The organism is Bacillus sp. AM1(2019) (assembly GCF_009906915.1).
GTDB lineage: Bacteria > Bacillota > Bacilli > Bacillales > Bacillaceae > Bacillus > Bacillus velezensis.
Genome location: NZ_CP047644.1, coordinates 1,932,098 through 1,947,677, shown reverse-complemented (window position 1 = coordinate 1,947,677; position 15,580 = coordinate 1,932,098). Strand labels below are relative to the sequence as shown.

General features: G+C 46.0%; 14 protein-coding genes. 3 read left to right on the top strand and 11 right to left on the bottom strand.

Annotated features, from left to right (window positions below; genetic code table 11):
• Positions 1-58: 58 nt before the first annotated feature.
• From GNE05_RS09585 to GNE05_RS09550, 8 genes are all read right to left on the bottom strand, one after another.
• Entirely contained in the window at positions 59-1,330 is a 1,272-nt protein-coding gene (locus GNE05_RS09585; RefSeq protein ID WP_053285108.1) for an MFS transporter, read from the bottom strand.
• 76 nt (positions 1,331-1,406) lie between these two features.
• Complete coding sequence (locus GNE05_RS09580) at positions 1,407-2,408, bottom strand: substrate-binding domain-containing protein (protein WP_025650135.1); 1,002 nt, start codon at positions 2,406-2,408, stop codon at positions 1,407-1,409.
• Positions 2,409-2,491: 83 nt separating this feature from the next.
• The gene (locus tag GNE05_RS09575; RefSeq protein ID WP_017417885.1) at positions 2,492-3,328 is read right to left on the bottom strand and encodes an SDR family oxidoreductase; all 837 of its coding nucleotides are present in this window, start codon (positions 3,326-3,328) and stop codon (positions 2,492-2,494) included.
• Complete coding sequence (gene uxuA / locus GNE05_RS09570; protein ID WP_022553280.1) at positions 3,325-4,401, bottom strand: mannonate dehydratase; 1,077 nt, start codon at positions 4,399-4,401, stop codon at positions 3,325-3,327. Before uxuA ends, GNE05_RS09575 begins: the two co-directional genes overlap by 4 nt.
• Position 4,402: 1 nt before the next feature.
• On the bottom strand, positions 4,403-5,038 hold the full coding sequence (locus GNE05_RS09565) for a bifunctional 2-keto-4-hydroxyglutarate aldolase/2-keto-3-deoxy-6-phosphogluconate aldolase (RefSeq protein ID WP_012117658.1): 636 nt from the start codon (positions 5,036-5,038) through the stop codon (positions 4,403-4,405).
• A gap of 13 nt (positions 5,039-5,051) precedes the next feature.
• A complete protein-coding gene (locus GNE05_RS09560; protein WP_095060117.1) occupies positions 5,052-6,071 on the bottom strand; it encodes a zinc-binding alcohol dehydrogenase family protein in 1,020 nt (339 codons plus the stop codon).
• Between the two features lie 29 nt (positions 6,072-6,100).
• A complete protein-coding gene (locus GNE05_RS09555) occupies positions 6,101-7,057 on the bottom strand; it encodes a sugar kinase (RefSeq protein ID WP_100261813.1) in 957 nt (318 codons plus the stop codon).
• A gap of 203 nt (positions 7,058-7,260) precedes the next feature.
• Positions 7,261-8,679, bottom strand: coding sequence for an alanine/glycine:cation symporter family protein (locus tag GNE05_RS09550; protein WP_007410311.1), 1,419 nt, complete (start codon positions 8,677-8,679; stop codon positions 7,261-7,263).
• Between the two features lie 376 nt (positions 8,680-9,055).
• Between GNE05_RS09550 and GNE05_RS09545 the strand changes: the two genes are divergently transcribed.
• Together GNE05_RS09545 and GNE05_RS21400 are read left to right on the top strand one after the other, a co-directional pair.
• Positions 9,056-9,409, top strand: coding sequence for a hypothetical protein (locus tag GNE05_RS09545; RefSeq protein ID WP_003153956.1), 354 nt, complete (start codon positions 9,056-9,058; stop codon positions 9,407-9,409).
• A 24-nt stretch (positions 9,410-9,433) separates the two neighbouring features.
• Positions 9,434-9,559: a hypothetical protein gene (locus GNE05_RS21400; protein ID WP_003153957.1), complete on the top strand. Its 126-nt coding sequence runs from the start codon at positions 9,434-9,436 to the stop codon at positions 9,557-9,559.
• A 51-nt stretch (positions 9,560-9,610) separates the two neighbouring features.
• On the opposite strand, the gene parC is transcribed toward GNE05_RS21400, so the two are convergent.
• The 3 genes from parC to GNE05_RS09530 form a co-directional block, all read right to left on the bottom strand.
• Positions 9,611-12,034, bottom strand: coding sequence for a DNA topoisomerase IV subunit A (gene parC / locus GNE05_RS09540; protein ID WP_160182695.1), 2,424 nt, complete (start codon positions 12,032-12,034; stop codon positions 9,611-9,613).
• Between the two features lie 2 nt (positions 12,035-12,036).
• Positions 12,037-14,004, bottom strand: coding sequence for a DNA topoisomerase IV subunit B (gene parE / locus GNE05_RS09535; RefSeq protein WP_014305073.1), 1,968 nt, complete (start codon positions 14,002-14,004; stop codon positions 12,037-12,039).
• A gap of 423 nt (positions 14,005-14,427) precedes the next feature.
• Positions 14,428-14,835: a CoA-binding protein gene (locus tag GNE05_RS09530; protein WP_007410316.1), complete on the bottom strand. Its 408-nt coding sequence runs from the start codon at positions 14,833-14,835 to the stop codon at positions 14,428-14,430.
• Between the two features lie 151 nt (positions 14,836-14,986).
• Between GNE05_RS09530 and plsY the strand changes: the two genes are divergently transcribed.
• The gene (gene plsY / locus GNE05_RS09525; protein WP_014418024.1) at positions 14,987-15,568 is read left to right on the top strand and encodes a glycerol-3-phosphate 1-O-acyltransferase PlsY; all 582 of its coding nucleotides are present in this window, start codon (positions 14,987-14,989) and stop codon (positions 15,566-15,568) included.
• Positions 15,569-15,580: the final 12 nt, after the last annotated feature.

Here is a 15,580-nt window from a genome sequence, read left to right as displayed (position 1 = left end):
CGGCAGAACGAAAAGGCCATCCCGTTATCGGCAGGACAGCCTCAGTGACTTTGATGACTTATGAATAAGGTATCGTGTCTTTTTTATCTTCAGAAGCGGTTTGAATGATAATCGGACGCACGAAACGGATTACCGCAGCCGAGGCCAAAACGGCTAATCCGCCTGCAAGCAAAAACGCCCCCGAGAATGATCCGCTTTTGTCCGCGATAAAGCCGGTTAAAGCAGGCCCGATAATACCGGCCGTGTTTGCAAGAAAATGCATAAAGCCGCCGACTGACCCGACATTCCTTTGATCAACCACATCATGAATGACCGCCCAATAGATAGAGCCCGTTATATATAAAAAGAAGACTGATAAAGCAACGAGAATAACGGCACTTACGGTAGTGGTAACAAGTCCGGCAAATCCGATCAGTACAGCGGAAGCGAACAGACAAGTGACAAGAATGACTTTCCGTGAGAACAAAACCCCTTTTCCGGCGGTTTTTTTGAATACATAATCAGAAATCATTCCGCCTGCCGCCAAACCGATAAATCCAAGAATCCAGGGAATAACAGTCACCACGCTCATAAATTCAACACTTAAACCGCGTTCTTTCACCAGATAGCTCGGAAACCATGTTAAGAAGAAAAATAAAATGTAGTTGTAGGCGAAAAAGGCAAAAGCCGTGAAGAGAACCGTTTTTTGTTTCAAATAAAAGGTCATCGGGATATGCTGCTCATGCGATTGAATCGCTGCTTTCATTGCCGGGGCGTCTTCCGTCGGCGCCGGCCGTTCTTTGACAAATTTAAACCAGATGAGCGCCCAGACTAAACCGATGATCATGATCAGGACAAAGGAAACTTTCCAGCTGAACGCCACAGCAATCATCCCGACAATCGGGCCGGAGATCGCTCCGCCGAGCGGCGTTCCGCTGTTTGTCAGGCCGATGACCGTGGCGCGCTGAGACGGAGGAAACCAATTGTTGACCATTTTGCTTATGGCAGCCGACAGCGGCCCCTCCCCCATACCGAATAAAACACGGATAATCAAAAGACTTACAAATCCGAAAGCAAGCGCAACCGCTCCGCTGAAAAGAGACCAAACGATCATCGCCGTACACAATGTCAATTTAGCCCCGTACCGGTCAGATGCAACACCGCCGAGAAAGTTAAACACAGCGTATCCGACAGAGAAACTGCTGAAAATCAGCCCCATTTGGGTTGCCGACAATGTGAGATCCTGCTGTATGAACGGCGCTGCAATAGACAGCGCTGAGCGGTCTAAATAGTTAATCACCCCGGCTGAAAATAAAAGAAGAATAATAGGGAATCTATCCTTTGAGAACATAAAATCCCTCCCTCTTATTTCATAATATTCAGATATTAAAATTGCCGGAGTAAACCGGTTTATGCAATGAAACCGGTTATCCGGATTGCCTTGCGAGCAGCGCCGGTTTATAGCGGTGAATCCGTTTTTCACCGCCATCTTTTTCTTGTATCTGGCGAAGAAGAAGGCTTCCCGCTTTTCGCGCCATTTCTGCCGCAGGCTGAACGATCGTCGTAATCGGAGGAGTAAAAAAACCCGCAAAAGGAACTTCATCAATTCCGATGACGGCTGCCTTATCCGGAATTGTCATATCATGCTCCTTCATATACTTCAGCACCTCAACAAGAACGATATCGTTTGCCGCCAATATCGCTTTCGGAGGCTCTTCAAGTGAGAACAGCTCTGACAAAACATTGGAAATATCAGCCGCATCGGCTGTTTTGATATATTCGTTCCGCACTATCATTCCGTGGCGGTCAAGCGCCTTCTTATACCCTTCAATCCTTTCTACCCTCGGACTGATTTCCCGAATAATGGACGTCGTAATAATCGCGATTCTCTTTATGCCGCTTTCGATAAACCGGTCAACGGCAAGACCGGCTGCATGATGATTATCAAGCATCACTGTCGGAATCCCGAGTTCTTCAATGGTTCTGTCCATAAACACGACCGGAAACGTATCGCGTTTCATCTTTTCATATAAAGAGAGATTTTCGCCCGTCGGAAAAATAATAATTCCGTCCACCTGCTTGGCTCGCAGCATTTCAATATATTTCTTTTCTTTTTCCGGTTCATCATCCGCATTGCAGACAATAATATGAAATCCTTGTTCATGAAAATAGTCTTCCACCGCCCTGATGACCTGAGTGGAAAAGGTGTGAAGAATATTAGCCACCACCACACCTACTGTAAATGTTGATTTCTGTTTTAAGCTGCGGGCGACGAAATTCGGCTGATAGTTCAGCTCTTGAATGGCCGCTTCTATTTTTTGTTTCGTTTTCTCGCTCATATAGTCATAGCGCTGATTTAAAAATTGAGATACGGTGCTTTTAGATACGTTTGCATATTTCGCCACATCAGAAATTGTAATGGTTTTCATAGACTCATCCCCGTCTGTCTTCATTTTTCACTAGTATAAGTCAGAAGTAAATGGTTTACAATCTGACAGGGACATGGATTCTGTCACACTCCGGAATAAGCCATAAAACCTCCGTCGACGGGAACGGTGACCCCGGTGACAAAGCCTGAGCATGAATCATCCGAAAGCCACAGGAGCGTTCCCAGAAGGTCTTCCGGTTTCCCGAAACGTTTCATCGGTGTATGTGCCATAATCTTATTGGATCGGTCTGTCAGACTTCCATCTTCCTGTAATAACAACTCACGGTTTTGCGCTGTCAAAAAGAAACCCGGAGCGATGGCATTCACCCGCAGACCTTTTTTTGCGAAATGAACAGCCATCCACATCGTAAAATTCTGAATCGCCGCCTTGGCCGCGCTGTAGGCGGGCACCTTTGTCATCGGTGTATACGCACTCATAGAAGAAATATTAATAATCGCGGGACATTCCGCCTTCAAAAGGTCTTTTCCAAACACTTGCGATGCCAGAAATGCACCGGTAAAGTTGGTTGAAAAAACGCTGGAAAACCCCGTTTCGTCCATATCAAAAAATGATGTGCCCTGCTCATCCTCTTCATACGTCTCACTGGCAGTGATCGCATCAGGGTGATTTCCCCCGGCTCCGTTAATTAAAAGATTGACAGAACCGAACCGGCTGATAATCTCGTCTTTTGCCTTTTCGAGCGAATCACGGGCTGAAACATCAGCCGGTACAGAAACCGCGGTTCCTCCAGCGTCAGCAATCTCGCCCGCCGCACGCTCTGCTTTATCAGCATTCCGGCTGACGATCGCAATTTTCATCCCCTGCCGTGAAAGCTCCTTTGCCATTGCTGAACAGAGAACACCGCTCCCGCCTGTTATGACAGCGGTTCTTCCTGATAAACGTTCATGAATCGGTCTCATCTCTTCACCCCTTTCTCATGAGACGAGAACGCATCCCACAGTCCGTTCAAGTACATAATTCCTAAGGCACGATCATATAAACCATAACCCGGCCGGCATTGTTCGCCCCAGATATGACGGCCGTGATCAGGCCGTACATATCCTTTATAGTCTTGGCCGTGCAATTCTTTTACCACACCGGTAATATCAATGGACCCATCACTGGTAAGATGCGAAGTTTCCGTAAAATCACCGTTATCGCAGATTTTCACATTTCGTATATGGGCAAACGGCGCAGCTCCCGCATAGTGTTTGGCGATCTTCACCATATCATTGGCGGGATCCGCTCCCATCGAACCCGTGCATAACGTAATACAGTTGGCGGGTGAATGTGAAATCTCTCGCAGCTTTTCATAACTTTTCTCACCGGTGATAATACGGGGCAGGCCAAAAATTGACCAGGGCGGATCATCCGGATGAATGGCCATTTGAATGCCGCGTTCCTCCGCTACAGGAAGGATTTCATGTAAAAAGAACTCAAGATTGGCCCAAAGCTGTTTTTCATCAACCGTTTGATAGGCCTCAAACAGTTCCTTGATCCGGGCCATTTTCTCCGGCTCCCACCCGGGAAGCGTCAAATCAGAAGATTCTTCAACCGTGCGGATCAGTTCCTCCGGAGATAGACTTTCCACTTTCGCTTTTTCAAAAAACAGTGCGGTTGACCCATCCTCCAGCGCGCGGAACATATCGGTACGCGTCCAGTCAAATATCGGCATGAAATTGTAACAGATGACTTTCACGCCGAATTCGGACAGATTGCGAATGGTCTGTTTATAATGTTCAATATATTGTCCGCGTTCTTCATGACCGAGTTTAATGGCTTCATGAACATTCACGCTTTCCACGACCTCTGCATGAAACCCATAGGATTGAATGAATCTGACTTCCGCTTCAATGTCCTCCTTTTCCCATACTTCGCCCGCGGGCTTCTGGTGAAGAGCCCAGACGATGCCTTTGACCCCGGGAATTTGTCTGACATGTTCAAGAGTCACCGTATCATTACCTTGGCCATACCAGCGAAACGTGATATTCATGTTACACCCCCGTATATTCGTTTTTTCGGCAGACGTATTCTTTGCTGAGGGATACGGCAGCTTCATAGCCGCCCTTTTGATATGCTTTTGTCAAGTCGCTTCCCACACCCACCGCGACCGCTCCGGCAGAGAGCCAGTCATTCATGCTGTTTAATGAGATACCCCCGGTCGGCATAATGCGGACATTCGGCAGAGGACCGTTGACCGACTTGATAAATGAAGGGTCAAACGAATTAGCGGGGAACAGCTTTACCACATCACATCCGGCTTCGAGCGCCAAAGCCATATCAGACACGCTCATGCATCCCGGAAGATACGGTACGCTGTACTGGTTGCATAGAGATGCTATCTCTTTTACAAAATGAGAGCTGACGATAAATGAGGCGCCTGATAAAATGGCGTGTCTCGCCGTTTCTGTATCCATTACAGAGCCGGCTCCAAGAAGAATATCTTGATGCCGGAGTTCCTTAAAGACATCTTCCACTTCAGGAGTTGTGTATGTAAGCTCAATGGCGCTGATACCTCCTGAAATGGCCGCTTTTGAAACTTCAAGCGCCTCTTGGCTGTTTTGTCCCCTTATGACAGCCACCACTTGTGCATGCAGAAGTTTTTCGTAAATAGCGTACTTAGGCAGCATTCTCGCTCCTCCTTTAATCAAACGTAATGATTGCTTTTCCCACCTTGCCCGGGTGCTGTTCGATCAACTGAAATGCTTGATGGACGTCATCTGCTGAAAATGTATGTGTAATAAGACCGCCGTGCGTTAACAGGCCTTTATTCAGTAAGTCTGTAATGCACGGAAACTGATTCGTCTGCAATCTTGAACCGGTTATCGTGACTTCCTTTTTTGTGATCGGAAGCTGAGAAATGCCGGCAGTCCTCTCATCAAAACCAAGCACAACCACATGACCGGCCGGAGACACCGCGTCAATGGACGTTTCAAACGTTGAGGGGAGACAGACGGCATCAATGACGACATTGGCGCCTTCATTTTTTGTCCATTCGTTCACCCGCAAAACGGGATCTTCTTTTTGCGCGTTGACGGTAACGTCCGCACCGTTTTTTTCAGCGAATGCCAAGCGTTCATCATTCAGGTCGGTTATCATGACGGAAGCGCCTTTGAGCTTTGCCATTTTTAATATGCAGATTCCGATCGGCCCCGCCCCCTGAATCAAAACGGTATCTTCCTTCTCGACTCTGCCTCTCCAAACGGCCTGGGCGCCGATCGTATATGGTTCTGCCATGACCGCTTCCTCCCAGGGCAGATCGGGCGAAACGGCATGCAGCTGCTTTTCCGGAAGCACGATATATTCCCGCATTCCGCCATCTTCATGAACGCCGAACACCGAAAGCGCTTTGCAGACGTTCGGACGTCCTTTCCGGCAGGCATAGCATGTTCCGCAATAAGATATCGGTTCAATCACTACCCGGTCACCCGGCTTGAAACGCCGGACAAGAGAACCGGTCTTTGCGACTTCCCCTGTGACTTCATGACCGATTACTCTCGGCAGGGACGCTAACGGATTTGTCCCATGATAAATATGCAAATCTGATCCGCAAATTCCGACCCGCTTCACCTTGACAAGAACATCATCCGCGTGGACAACAGACGGTTTCTCACATTCCGTCACCACCAGATCAAAAGCTTTCCGTACTAGAACCGCTTTCATTTTCTCACCCCCTTTTTAAGTTGTGCTTGCTACCGTTCAATCACAGTCTCTTTGTTTACAAATGACAGAACCTCTTCTAGATAGGGAAGCCCTTCATTGTCACCGGAAACTGTGGTGACGAGCGCACCGACCGCATTGGCAAACTCCAGACGTTTTTCCGGTTCAAAACCATGCAGATAACCGTACAGGTAACCGGCATTAAAGCCGTCACCCGCTCCTACCGTGTCAACAGGCGCAACCGGGAAAGCCTCTTTGTGAACCCACTTATGATCATGATACAGCGCAGAACCTGCTTCACCGTCTTTTATGACAAGCTGACTGATTGAATAGGTCTCTGCAAACCGGGCTAATGCTTCATTTTCCCCTATACCTGTCAGCTGTTTCATTTCGCCCCGGCCCGCCAGAAGAATATCAGTATGCGGAAAGATTTGATGAAATGCCGCACGCGCCTCCTCAATCGTCCACAGCTTCAGCCTGATATTCGGATCAAAAGATACGGGAATCCCCCTTGCTTTGGCGATGGAAAGCACCCTTTCAGCAATTTCAAGGTTTTTCTTATCAAGCGCGAGGAACACACCGGTAAGATGAACGATGTGAATGCCGGCAAACATATTCTCTGTTATATCTTCCGGTGCAAGAGTCAGAATTGGTGAATTGAAACGGTAATAAAACGTCTTGCCTGAACCGTCATTTCTGATCTCTTTGACATTTAAAGATGTAGGAAAGCCTTCAACATAGGAGACGTCAGTCACATCAATTCCTTCTCCTTTGGCAAACTGATAAATCACTCTGCCGAACTCATCCTTCCCCAGTCTGCTGACCCACTTTGAGTGCAGATTCAATCTGGCGCATGCAATCGCAAAATTCAGTTCAGCTCCTCCTGCTTTTCGTTCAAAATGGGTAACAAAACGCAAAGGCCCTGTGCTTGCGGGATTTAAGGTGATCATCGCATCACCGATCGTAAAAATGCCATAATCAGAAGCCACATTAATACTCCTTTCCTTTAAGACTAAATCGGTTTGGTAAACCGGTTTAGTTAAACTTTATATGAAAGCCCTTACACACACAAGAGAAAAATACAACAAATTCAAAAAAATCTGTTTTCGGCAAAAATAACCCGGTTTTTCACATAAAAAAACCCCTCACAACAAAATGTAAGGGGTTTTTTGAAAATTGTATGCATGTTTCCTTAGTTAGCAGTCTTACGTTCGGGGCTTGTACCTTCTTCTTCCGCCCATGTTTCAATATGCTTGAGCTCCGGCGTATTCTCGGCCTTGAATACAGGATCAAGACCTTTTTTGCGCTGAGCGGCATAATCCTTATAGATCTTGTAGGCTACATTACTCAGCAATAAGATTGCCACTAAGTTAATGAGAGCCAAGAGTCCCATAAACAAGTTTGCCATGTCCCAGACGATCTGGAAGTCAGCCAAACATCCGTATACCACCATCACTACGACGAATACGCGGTAAATATTAAGCCATGTTTTGCTTGTTTTAATAAATTCAATATTCGTTTCACCATAGTAATAGTTGCCGACGACTGAGCTGAATGCGAATAAAAACATCGCAATCGCAATAAATGTCGGCGCCCATCCGCCGAGGTGGTGCTGCAGTGCGGCTTGTGTCACTTGGATGCCGTCGCCTTTAGGCGTAAAGCTGTACAATAAAATGATAAAGGCAGTCGATGTACAAACGATAAATGTATCAAAAAACACACCGAGGGTCTGAATTAATCCCTGCTTAGCCGGATGCGACACATGTGCAGCCGCTGCGGCATTCGGCGCGCTTCCCATACCCGCTTCGTTTGAAAACAGGCCGCGCTGCGCACCGATAATAATGATGCTTCCTAAGCTTCCGCCGACGATCTGTTCAAGACCGAACGCATTTTTCACAATCGTAACAAACAGCTCAGGTACCGCTGTAATATTTACAATCACGACATACAGCGCGATCAGAATATACATACCCGCCATGACCGGAACGATTAATTGCGAGACGGAAACAACACGTTTCAGACCGCCGAATATAATGAAAGCCGTTAATACAGCTAAAATGATTGCGATAACTGTTTTATTCACATGGAATGCTTCGTCAAACGCGACAGAAATCGTATTTGACTGCACGGCGTTAAAGATAAGTCCGAAAGAAACGGTAATCAATACGGCGAATAAAATACCGAGCCAGCGGGCGCCCAGTCCCTTTGCCATGTAATATGCCGGACCGCCGCGGAATTCGTCACCGGAACGCACTTTATACAGCTGCGCCAAGGTGCTTTCCACAAAGCTGGAAGCCATACCGACAATCGCTACGATCCACATCCAAAATACTGCGCCGGGACCGCCTGTTGCAATCGCCAGCGCGACGCCGGTCAAGTTTCCGGTTCCGACACGAGAAGCGGCTGAGATAAAGAATGCCTGCATTGAAGACACTCCTTTATTTCCTTGCGGCTTCTCCCCGACGATTCTGAACATTTCAATAAAGTATTGGAATTGAATAAAGCGAAAACGGAACGTAAAGTACAATCCGATCCCGACTAAAATATAAACAAGATACTTCCAAATAAAATCATTTGGAACATTTATGATTTCACTGATGAAAGCCTCCATGTTTAACCTCCCTTTTACGTATCTTTTACTGTCATTTTTGCTGCATATGTTAGATCTTTTAACACAACGAGTATTATTATATCACAACGACCGTGGTTGAGAAGTTTTTTTAAGAAAATGTTTCGGTTTCTTCATCACGTCTTTTGCTGTCATGCCCCGTTTTTTATCTTACAGCCCGAAAAATGTTGTCACGTCATAAGGAATGAGTGCATATCATAACAAATAGGTCTTTAAGAAAAAAGAGATGAAAAGATGGATGAAATGGTATATACTTAACCAGGATAATAATTTTTTAAATTTAATAAATGTGTTTACTTTACATTTAAATTAGGGTATTATAATAAAAATATTCAGAATTATGAAGGGGGGAGAACATTTGAAAAAAATCTTGTTTTTAAAAGCTTCTATTTTATTTTTAGCGATTGCAAGCTTTCATTTGCTCTCCATTCCCCATGCGTTTGATACTGCTCATCATTTTAAAGCGGTAGCCGACCAGCAGGAAATGCACGAAATGAAGGCCGGCCAAAATGCTGATGATGAGAAAAAATCGCTGACGGGCTCATATATCTTGACGGCGCTTTTTGCCGCTTCTGTCTCACTGATCGTGATATCAGACAGGAGACGCCCCGCTTCCCGGAGAAGACAGCGAAAGAAAAGCTTTTTAATCGCTAAATTTTATCAGTCCTCGTATTTCGATGAGCTTCATGTTCAACATCGCCTATCTATGTAACATAAAATGAGGAGGTTGTTAAACATGTTGTTTATCTTACGAATGGTGATTTTAGGGTTGTTTTCATTCACTGCATTGAATTTATTTGTATGGCAGGGAATCGAAGTCATTCACGCTATCACTGACTTATTCGGCAGCCATGAAAGCTAAATAGTAAAACCTCCGCTCAATGAGCGGAGGTTTTTTATTTTAATTTTACTCTTAAACATCAGACGCGGGGATACGCCATACATCTGTTACCGGCCCTGTCTCATCTTCATCGGTAAAGAAGGAACCGTTGCTGTATCGGTCATTCGCCCGCAAGGACTTCACGGCGATTTCGATTCTCTCGCCTTTTTCTGTTTCCGCAGTGATCATGTCGGCTAAAGCGCACGCGAATACGCCGACTGCGCGATGCGGGTTCTTTTTAAGCTCACGCAGCATGATGACACCGCGCTTCGCCCTGGATGTTTTTTCGAATTCAGATAGGTTCATCCGCTTGATTGCTCCCCGCTGTGTGACGAGGACAAGCGAATCTGTCTCATGCAGGATTTGTCCTGATACGACGGTATCACCGTCTTTTAGATTTATGCCCTTTACGCCGGCCGCACGGGCACCGACTACATTTACTTCATCTTCACCGAACCATAAACCGTACCCGAGGCGGGTGGCGATAAACAGCTGGCTGCCGCCGTCTGTGACATGAACATCAATCAGCTCGTCGTCCCCTTTAAGGTTAAGGGCAACAAGCGCTTTCGAGTAACGCTGCGCTTTGTAATGCGTCATTTCAGTTCTTTTCACCATGCCGTTTTTCGTCATAAACAATAAATATGAAGATGGATCAAATTCTTTTACCGGTATAGCTTTCACGATGGTTTCATCACGGTCAATCGTGATGATGTTCGTTACGTGCTGCCCCATGTCTTTCCACCTGATATCGGGAAGCTGGTGAACCGGACAATAAACATAGCTTCCCTTATTGGTAAAGAGCAGGAGAACATCCGTTGTATTCATTTCAAATTGGTGAATCAGCCTGTCAGTATCCTTCATACCGAAATCCTGGCCGTTAGAAGCGGCAAATGACCGCTGGCTTGTTCGTTTTACATAGCCGTCTTTTGTGACTGTCACATATACGTCCTCAGAGGCAACCATGACTTCAAGATTGATTTTAATTTCCTCAATCTTTTCTTCAATAACAGACCGTCTGCTGTCAGCATAGGTCTTTTTCAATTTTTTCAAGCTGCTTGTAATGACTTTTAACAGCTTTTTATCATGACTTAAAATGGCTTCGAGCTCCTGAATTTTCTTGCTGAGCTCTTCCGCTTCCTCTTTTAGCGCCGTAATATCCGTGTTTGTCAGACGATACAGCTGCAAGGATACGATCGCTTCGGCCTGCGGCTCCGTAAATGCGAATTTAGACATTAAGTTTTGTTTCGCATCTTTCTTGTCGCTGCTTGCCCGGATGACCGCTATGACCTCATCTAACACAGACAGTGCCTTCATCAGTCCTTCAACGATGTGATGCCGCTCTTTTGCTTTTTGCAATTCAAAGACGGAGCGGTTTGTCACTACTTCCTTCTGGTGGGAAATATACGCATCCAGGATGGCTGTAAGACTCATCAGCATCGGCCGGCGGTTATGTATGGCGACCATATTAAAGTTATATGTTGTCTGCAGATCAGTGTTTTTATATAAGAAATTCAGGATGCCTTTTGCATCGGCTTCTTTCTTTAACTCAACGACCACCCGAAGCCCCGTGCGGTCAGTTTCATCCCGGACTTCAGAAATGCCTTCGACTTTTTTGTCTATGCGGTATTCGTCCATTTTCTTTACGAGATTGGCTTTGTTTACTTCAAACGGAATTTCTGTAATGACGATCTGCTCCCGTCCGCCTCTTACGGATTCCACTTCAGCCTTGCCGCGGATAATAATTTTGCCTTTCCCGGTTTCATAAGCCTTCCGAATGCCGTCAACTCCTTGAATAATGCCTCCTGTCGGAAAGTCAGGCCCTTTAATCACCTGCATCAAGTCATCGACGGTGCAATCCGGAGATTCAATCCGTTTAATGACTGCATCAATGACCTCACCCAGATGATGAGGGGGAATATCAGTCGCATAGCCCGCTGAAATCCCGGTTGATCCGTTGACAAGCAAGTTAGGGAACATGGCGGGCAAAACAACCGGTTCTTTACTAGTGTCATCAAAGTTCGGAACGAATTCAACCGTATTTTTATCAATATCACGCAAAAGCTCTGACGCGATAGAAGATAATCTCGCTTCCGTATAACGCATGGCAGCCGGCGGATCACCGTCAATGCTTCCATTGTTGCCGTGCATCTCAATCAGCACATTCCGCACTTTCCAATCCTGGCTCATCCGCACCATCGCTTCATAAACGGAGCTGTCACCGTGCGGATGATAATTACCGATAACGTTTCCGACCGTTTTCGCCGCTTTACGGAAATTTTTATCGAATGTATTTCCGTCTGCGTGCATGGCGTATAAAATTCTCCGCTGCACCGGCTTTAAACCGTCACGAGCGTCGGGCAGCGCCCTGTCTTGAATAATGTATTTACTGTAGCGTCCGAAACGGTCGCCGATTACTTCTTCTAACGGTAAATCATGAAATAATTCTGGCTGTGCCACTATTAAACCTCCTCAGCGACCGACAAGTTTTCATTTTCTAAAATATTGCTTTCCTCATCTAATCCGAAGGCAACATTCTTTTCAATCCATTTTCTTCTCGGTTCTACTTTGTCTCCCATTAATGTCGTTACACGGCGCTCTACCCGTGCCGCATCGTCGATCTTGACTCTGACGAGCGTTCGCGATTCGGGATTCATCGTCGTTTCCCAGAGCTGGTCTGCGTTCATTTCTCCCAGACCTTTATAGCGCTGGATGGTATATCCTTTGCCGACTTTCTTTAAAACGCCGTCCATTTCTTCGTCGGACCAGGCATATTCAATAATCTCTTTCTTACCGCTCCCTTTGCTCACTTTGTAAAGAGGCGGAAGGGCGATGAAGACTTTTCCGTGCTCGATTAAAGGTTTCATATAGCGGTAGAAAAACGTTAACAGCAAGACTTGAATGTGCGCGCCGTCGGTATCCGCGTCCGTCATGATGATGATCTTGTCATAGTTGATGTCGTCTATATCAAAATCTGCGCCGACACCGCCTCCGATCGCATGAATAATCGTATTGATTTCTTCATTTTTGAAGATGTCTGCAAGCTTTGCTTTCTCTGTGTTGATGACCTTTCCGCGAAGGGGCAGCACGGCTTGGAATTTCCGGTCTCTTCCCTGTTTTGCAGAACCTCCCGCAGAGTCTCCCTCCACCAGATACAATTCATTCTTCGCCGGATTTCTGGAACCGGCCGGTGTGAGTTTTCCGCTCAGCGTCGCTTCTGATTTTTTTCGCTTTTTGCCGCTTCTCGCTTCTTCTCTCGCTTTACGGGCCGCTTCACGGGCCTGGCTTGCTTTAATCGCTTTTTTGACAAGCAGGGTCGCCGTATCGCGGTTTTCTTCCAAGAAATAAGCAAGATTCTCGGAAATGACGGCATCCGCGGCTGATCTCGCCTCACTTGTGCCAAGCTTCCCTTTCGTCTGGCCTTCAAATTGCAGCAGTTCCTCCGGGATACGCACGGAAATGATTGCGGACAAACCTTCCCTGATATCGGCGCCTTCAAGGTTCTTGTCTTTCTCTTTTAAAAGGGCGACCTTTCGCGCATACTCGTTAAACGCTCTTGTCATTGCCGTTTTGGCTCCTGATTCGTGGGTGCCGCCGTCCTTTGTTCTGACGTTATTAACGAATGACAGCATATTTTCTGAATACCCGTCATTAAACTGAAACGCGAAATCGACTTCAATGTCGTGATGCTCGCCTTCAAAGGAAACCACTTCGCATAAAGCGTCTTTTTCCTCGTTTAAATAAGCGACAAATGCTTCAATTCCGTTCTCATAATAAAATACTTCTTTTACGCCGTTCCGTTCATCAATTAATTCTATTTTCAAACCTTTTAACAAGAAAGCTGATTCGCGCAGACGTTCTGACAGCGTGTCAAAATTATAAACCGTTGCGCTGAACATTGACGGATCAGGTTTAAAATGGGTAAGCGTTCCCGTTTTTTTGGTGGTTCCGATTTTTTCAAGTGAAGTCACGGGCTTGCCGCCGTTTTCAAACCGCTGTTTATAAACATATCCGTCACGCTCAATAGTAACTGTCAGCCACTCCGATAACGCGTTTACGACAGATGCGCCGACACCATGCAGACCGCCGCTTGTTTTATAGCCGCCCTGTCCGAATTTCCCCCCGGCATGCAGCACGGTGAAAATAACTTCCGGCGTCGGCTTTCCGAGCTTATGCATCCCGGTCGGCATTCCGCGTCCTCTGTCCTGTACGGAGATGCTGTTGTCCTTATGTATCGTTACGATAATATGATCTCCGTAGCCGGCAAGAACTTCATCGACGGAATTGTCGACGATCTCATATACCAGATGGTGCAGGCCTCGTGCGTCCGTCGAACCGATGTACATTCCCGGTCGTTTTCTGACGGCTTCCAGGCCTTCAAGCACCTGTATGGCATCTTCGTTGTAATCAAATTGCTGTTTTCTAGCCAAACGTACAAACCCCTTTCAAAAAACCTGCTCTTAATCATTCTCTTTTTTAAATGTTTTCATGTCTTTGTTTTTCAGTATGCGCAAGCTTCGGTCCAATTCTCCTCGGACTCACAATTATAACCAATATGCTTGATTTCGCAACATATTTAAGCGAATGGCTCGTTTTTTAGGCCGCAAGACATACATTCGAACGGCTTTTCATCTTTTTGGTGCCCTTTTCGGCGGATAAGAACATGAGTTCGCTTTCTATTATATAGCTTTATGCCGGCCATCGCAAACAGACTGTAAACCCCCGTATAAAGGGGTTTCTAAAAAAGCTGTTCATGCTTTATTGTATCTGTTTCATCATCATACGCAAAGAGTATTCTTTCAATAAAAAAGCAAAAACCCCTGATTTGCCAAGGATTTTTGCCTTTTTTGTTCCTATTTTATAACAGCGCGGGCGACTTTTATACATAAATCCATAACAGCCGTCCGTCCTTTGTCTGTAATCATGCGATACGCTTCTTCATTTGCAAGACCCTGCTGCGCCCAAAAAACGGGAGCGTCCGTCTGTAAAAATTCTTCAGCAACGCCGGGAAGCTGCTCAGAGCGTCTGAACACATTCACGATATCAATCGGTCCCTCCACGTCTTTTAATGAAGCGACGGCTTTAACGCCAAGCGCCTCATCAATCGTTGGATTGACGGGAATAATTTCATACCCTTCATCCTGCATCGCTTTGGAAACCATGTAAGAAGTCCGGTCGGGACGGTCTGACAGCCCGACGACTGCGATCCGTTTGCTCCGGTCCAGAATTTCTTTAATCTCTGATTTTGAAGGATTTTGCATCTTTACCATCTCCTTTTGATATATTGTACATGACCGCTTCGCCGGAATCAAAAAAAGCGCTTTGTCAGCTTAATTCTCAAAAAACTTGTCATCAGACGGTAACAACTCGTGTTAAAATAGAGTGAAGGGACATTGAAAAGGAGAAATGTAGATGTTGATTGCTTTATTGATTATTTTGGCCTATGTAATAGGCAGCATCCCGTCAGGTTTAATCGTAGGCAAACTTGCGAAAGGGATCGATATTAGAGAACACGGAAGCGGCAATTTGGGCGCCACAAATGCTTTTCGCACGCTTGGCGTTAAAGCGGGATCTGTTGTCATCGCAGCCGATATTTTAAAAGGCACCTTGGCCGCGGCGCTCCCATATTTGCTGCACGTCCCCATTCATCCTCTTCTCGCAGGGGTGGCAGCAGTAATCGGCCATGTATTCCCCGTGTTCGCAAAGTTTAAGGGAGGCAAAGCCGTAGCCACATCAGGGGGCGTCCTGCTGTTTTATGCTCCGCTGTTATTCGTTACGATGGTTGCAGTATTTTTCGTATTTTTATTCCTTACGAAATTTGTTTCTCTGTCTTCAATGTTAACAGGGATTTATACGATTATTTACTGTCTGTTTGTAAAAGACCCTTATTTATTAATCGTAGTGACGCTCTTGACCGCGTTTGTTATCTACAGACACAGGGCAAACATCAAACGGATTATAAACAAAACAGAACCGAAGATCAAATGGTTTTGATGAAACTTCAAT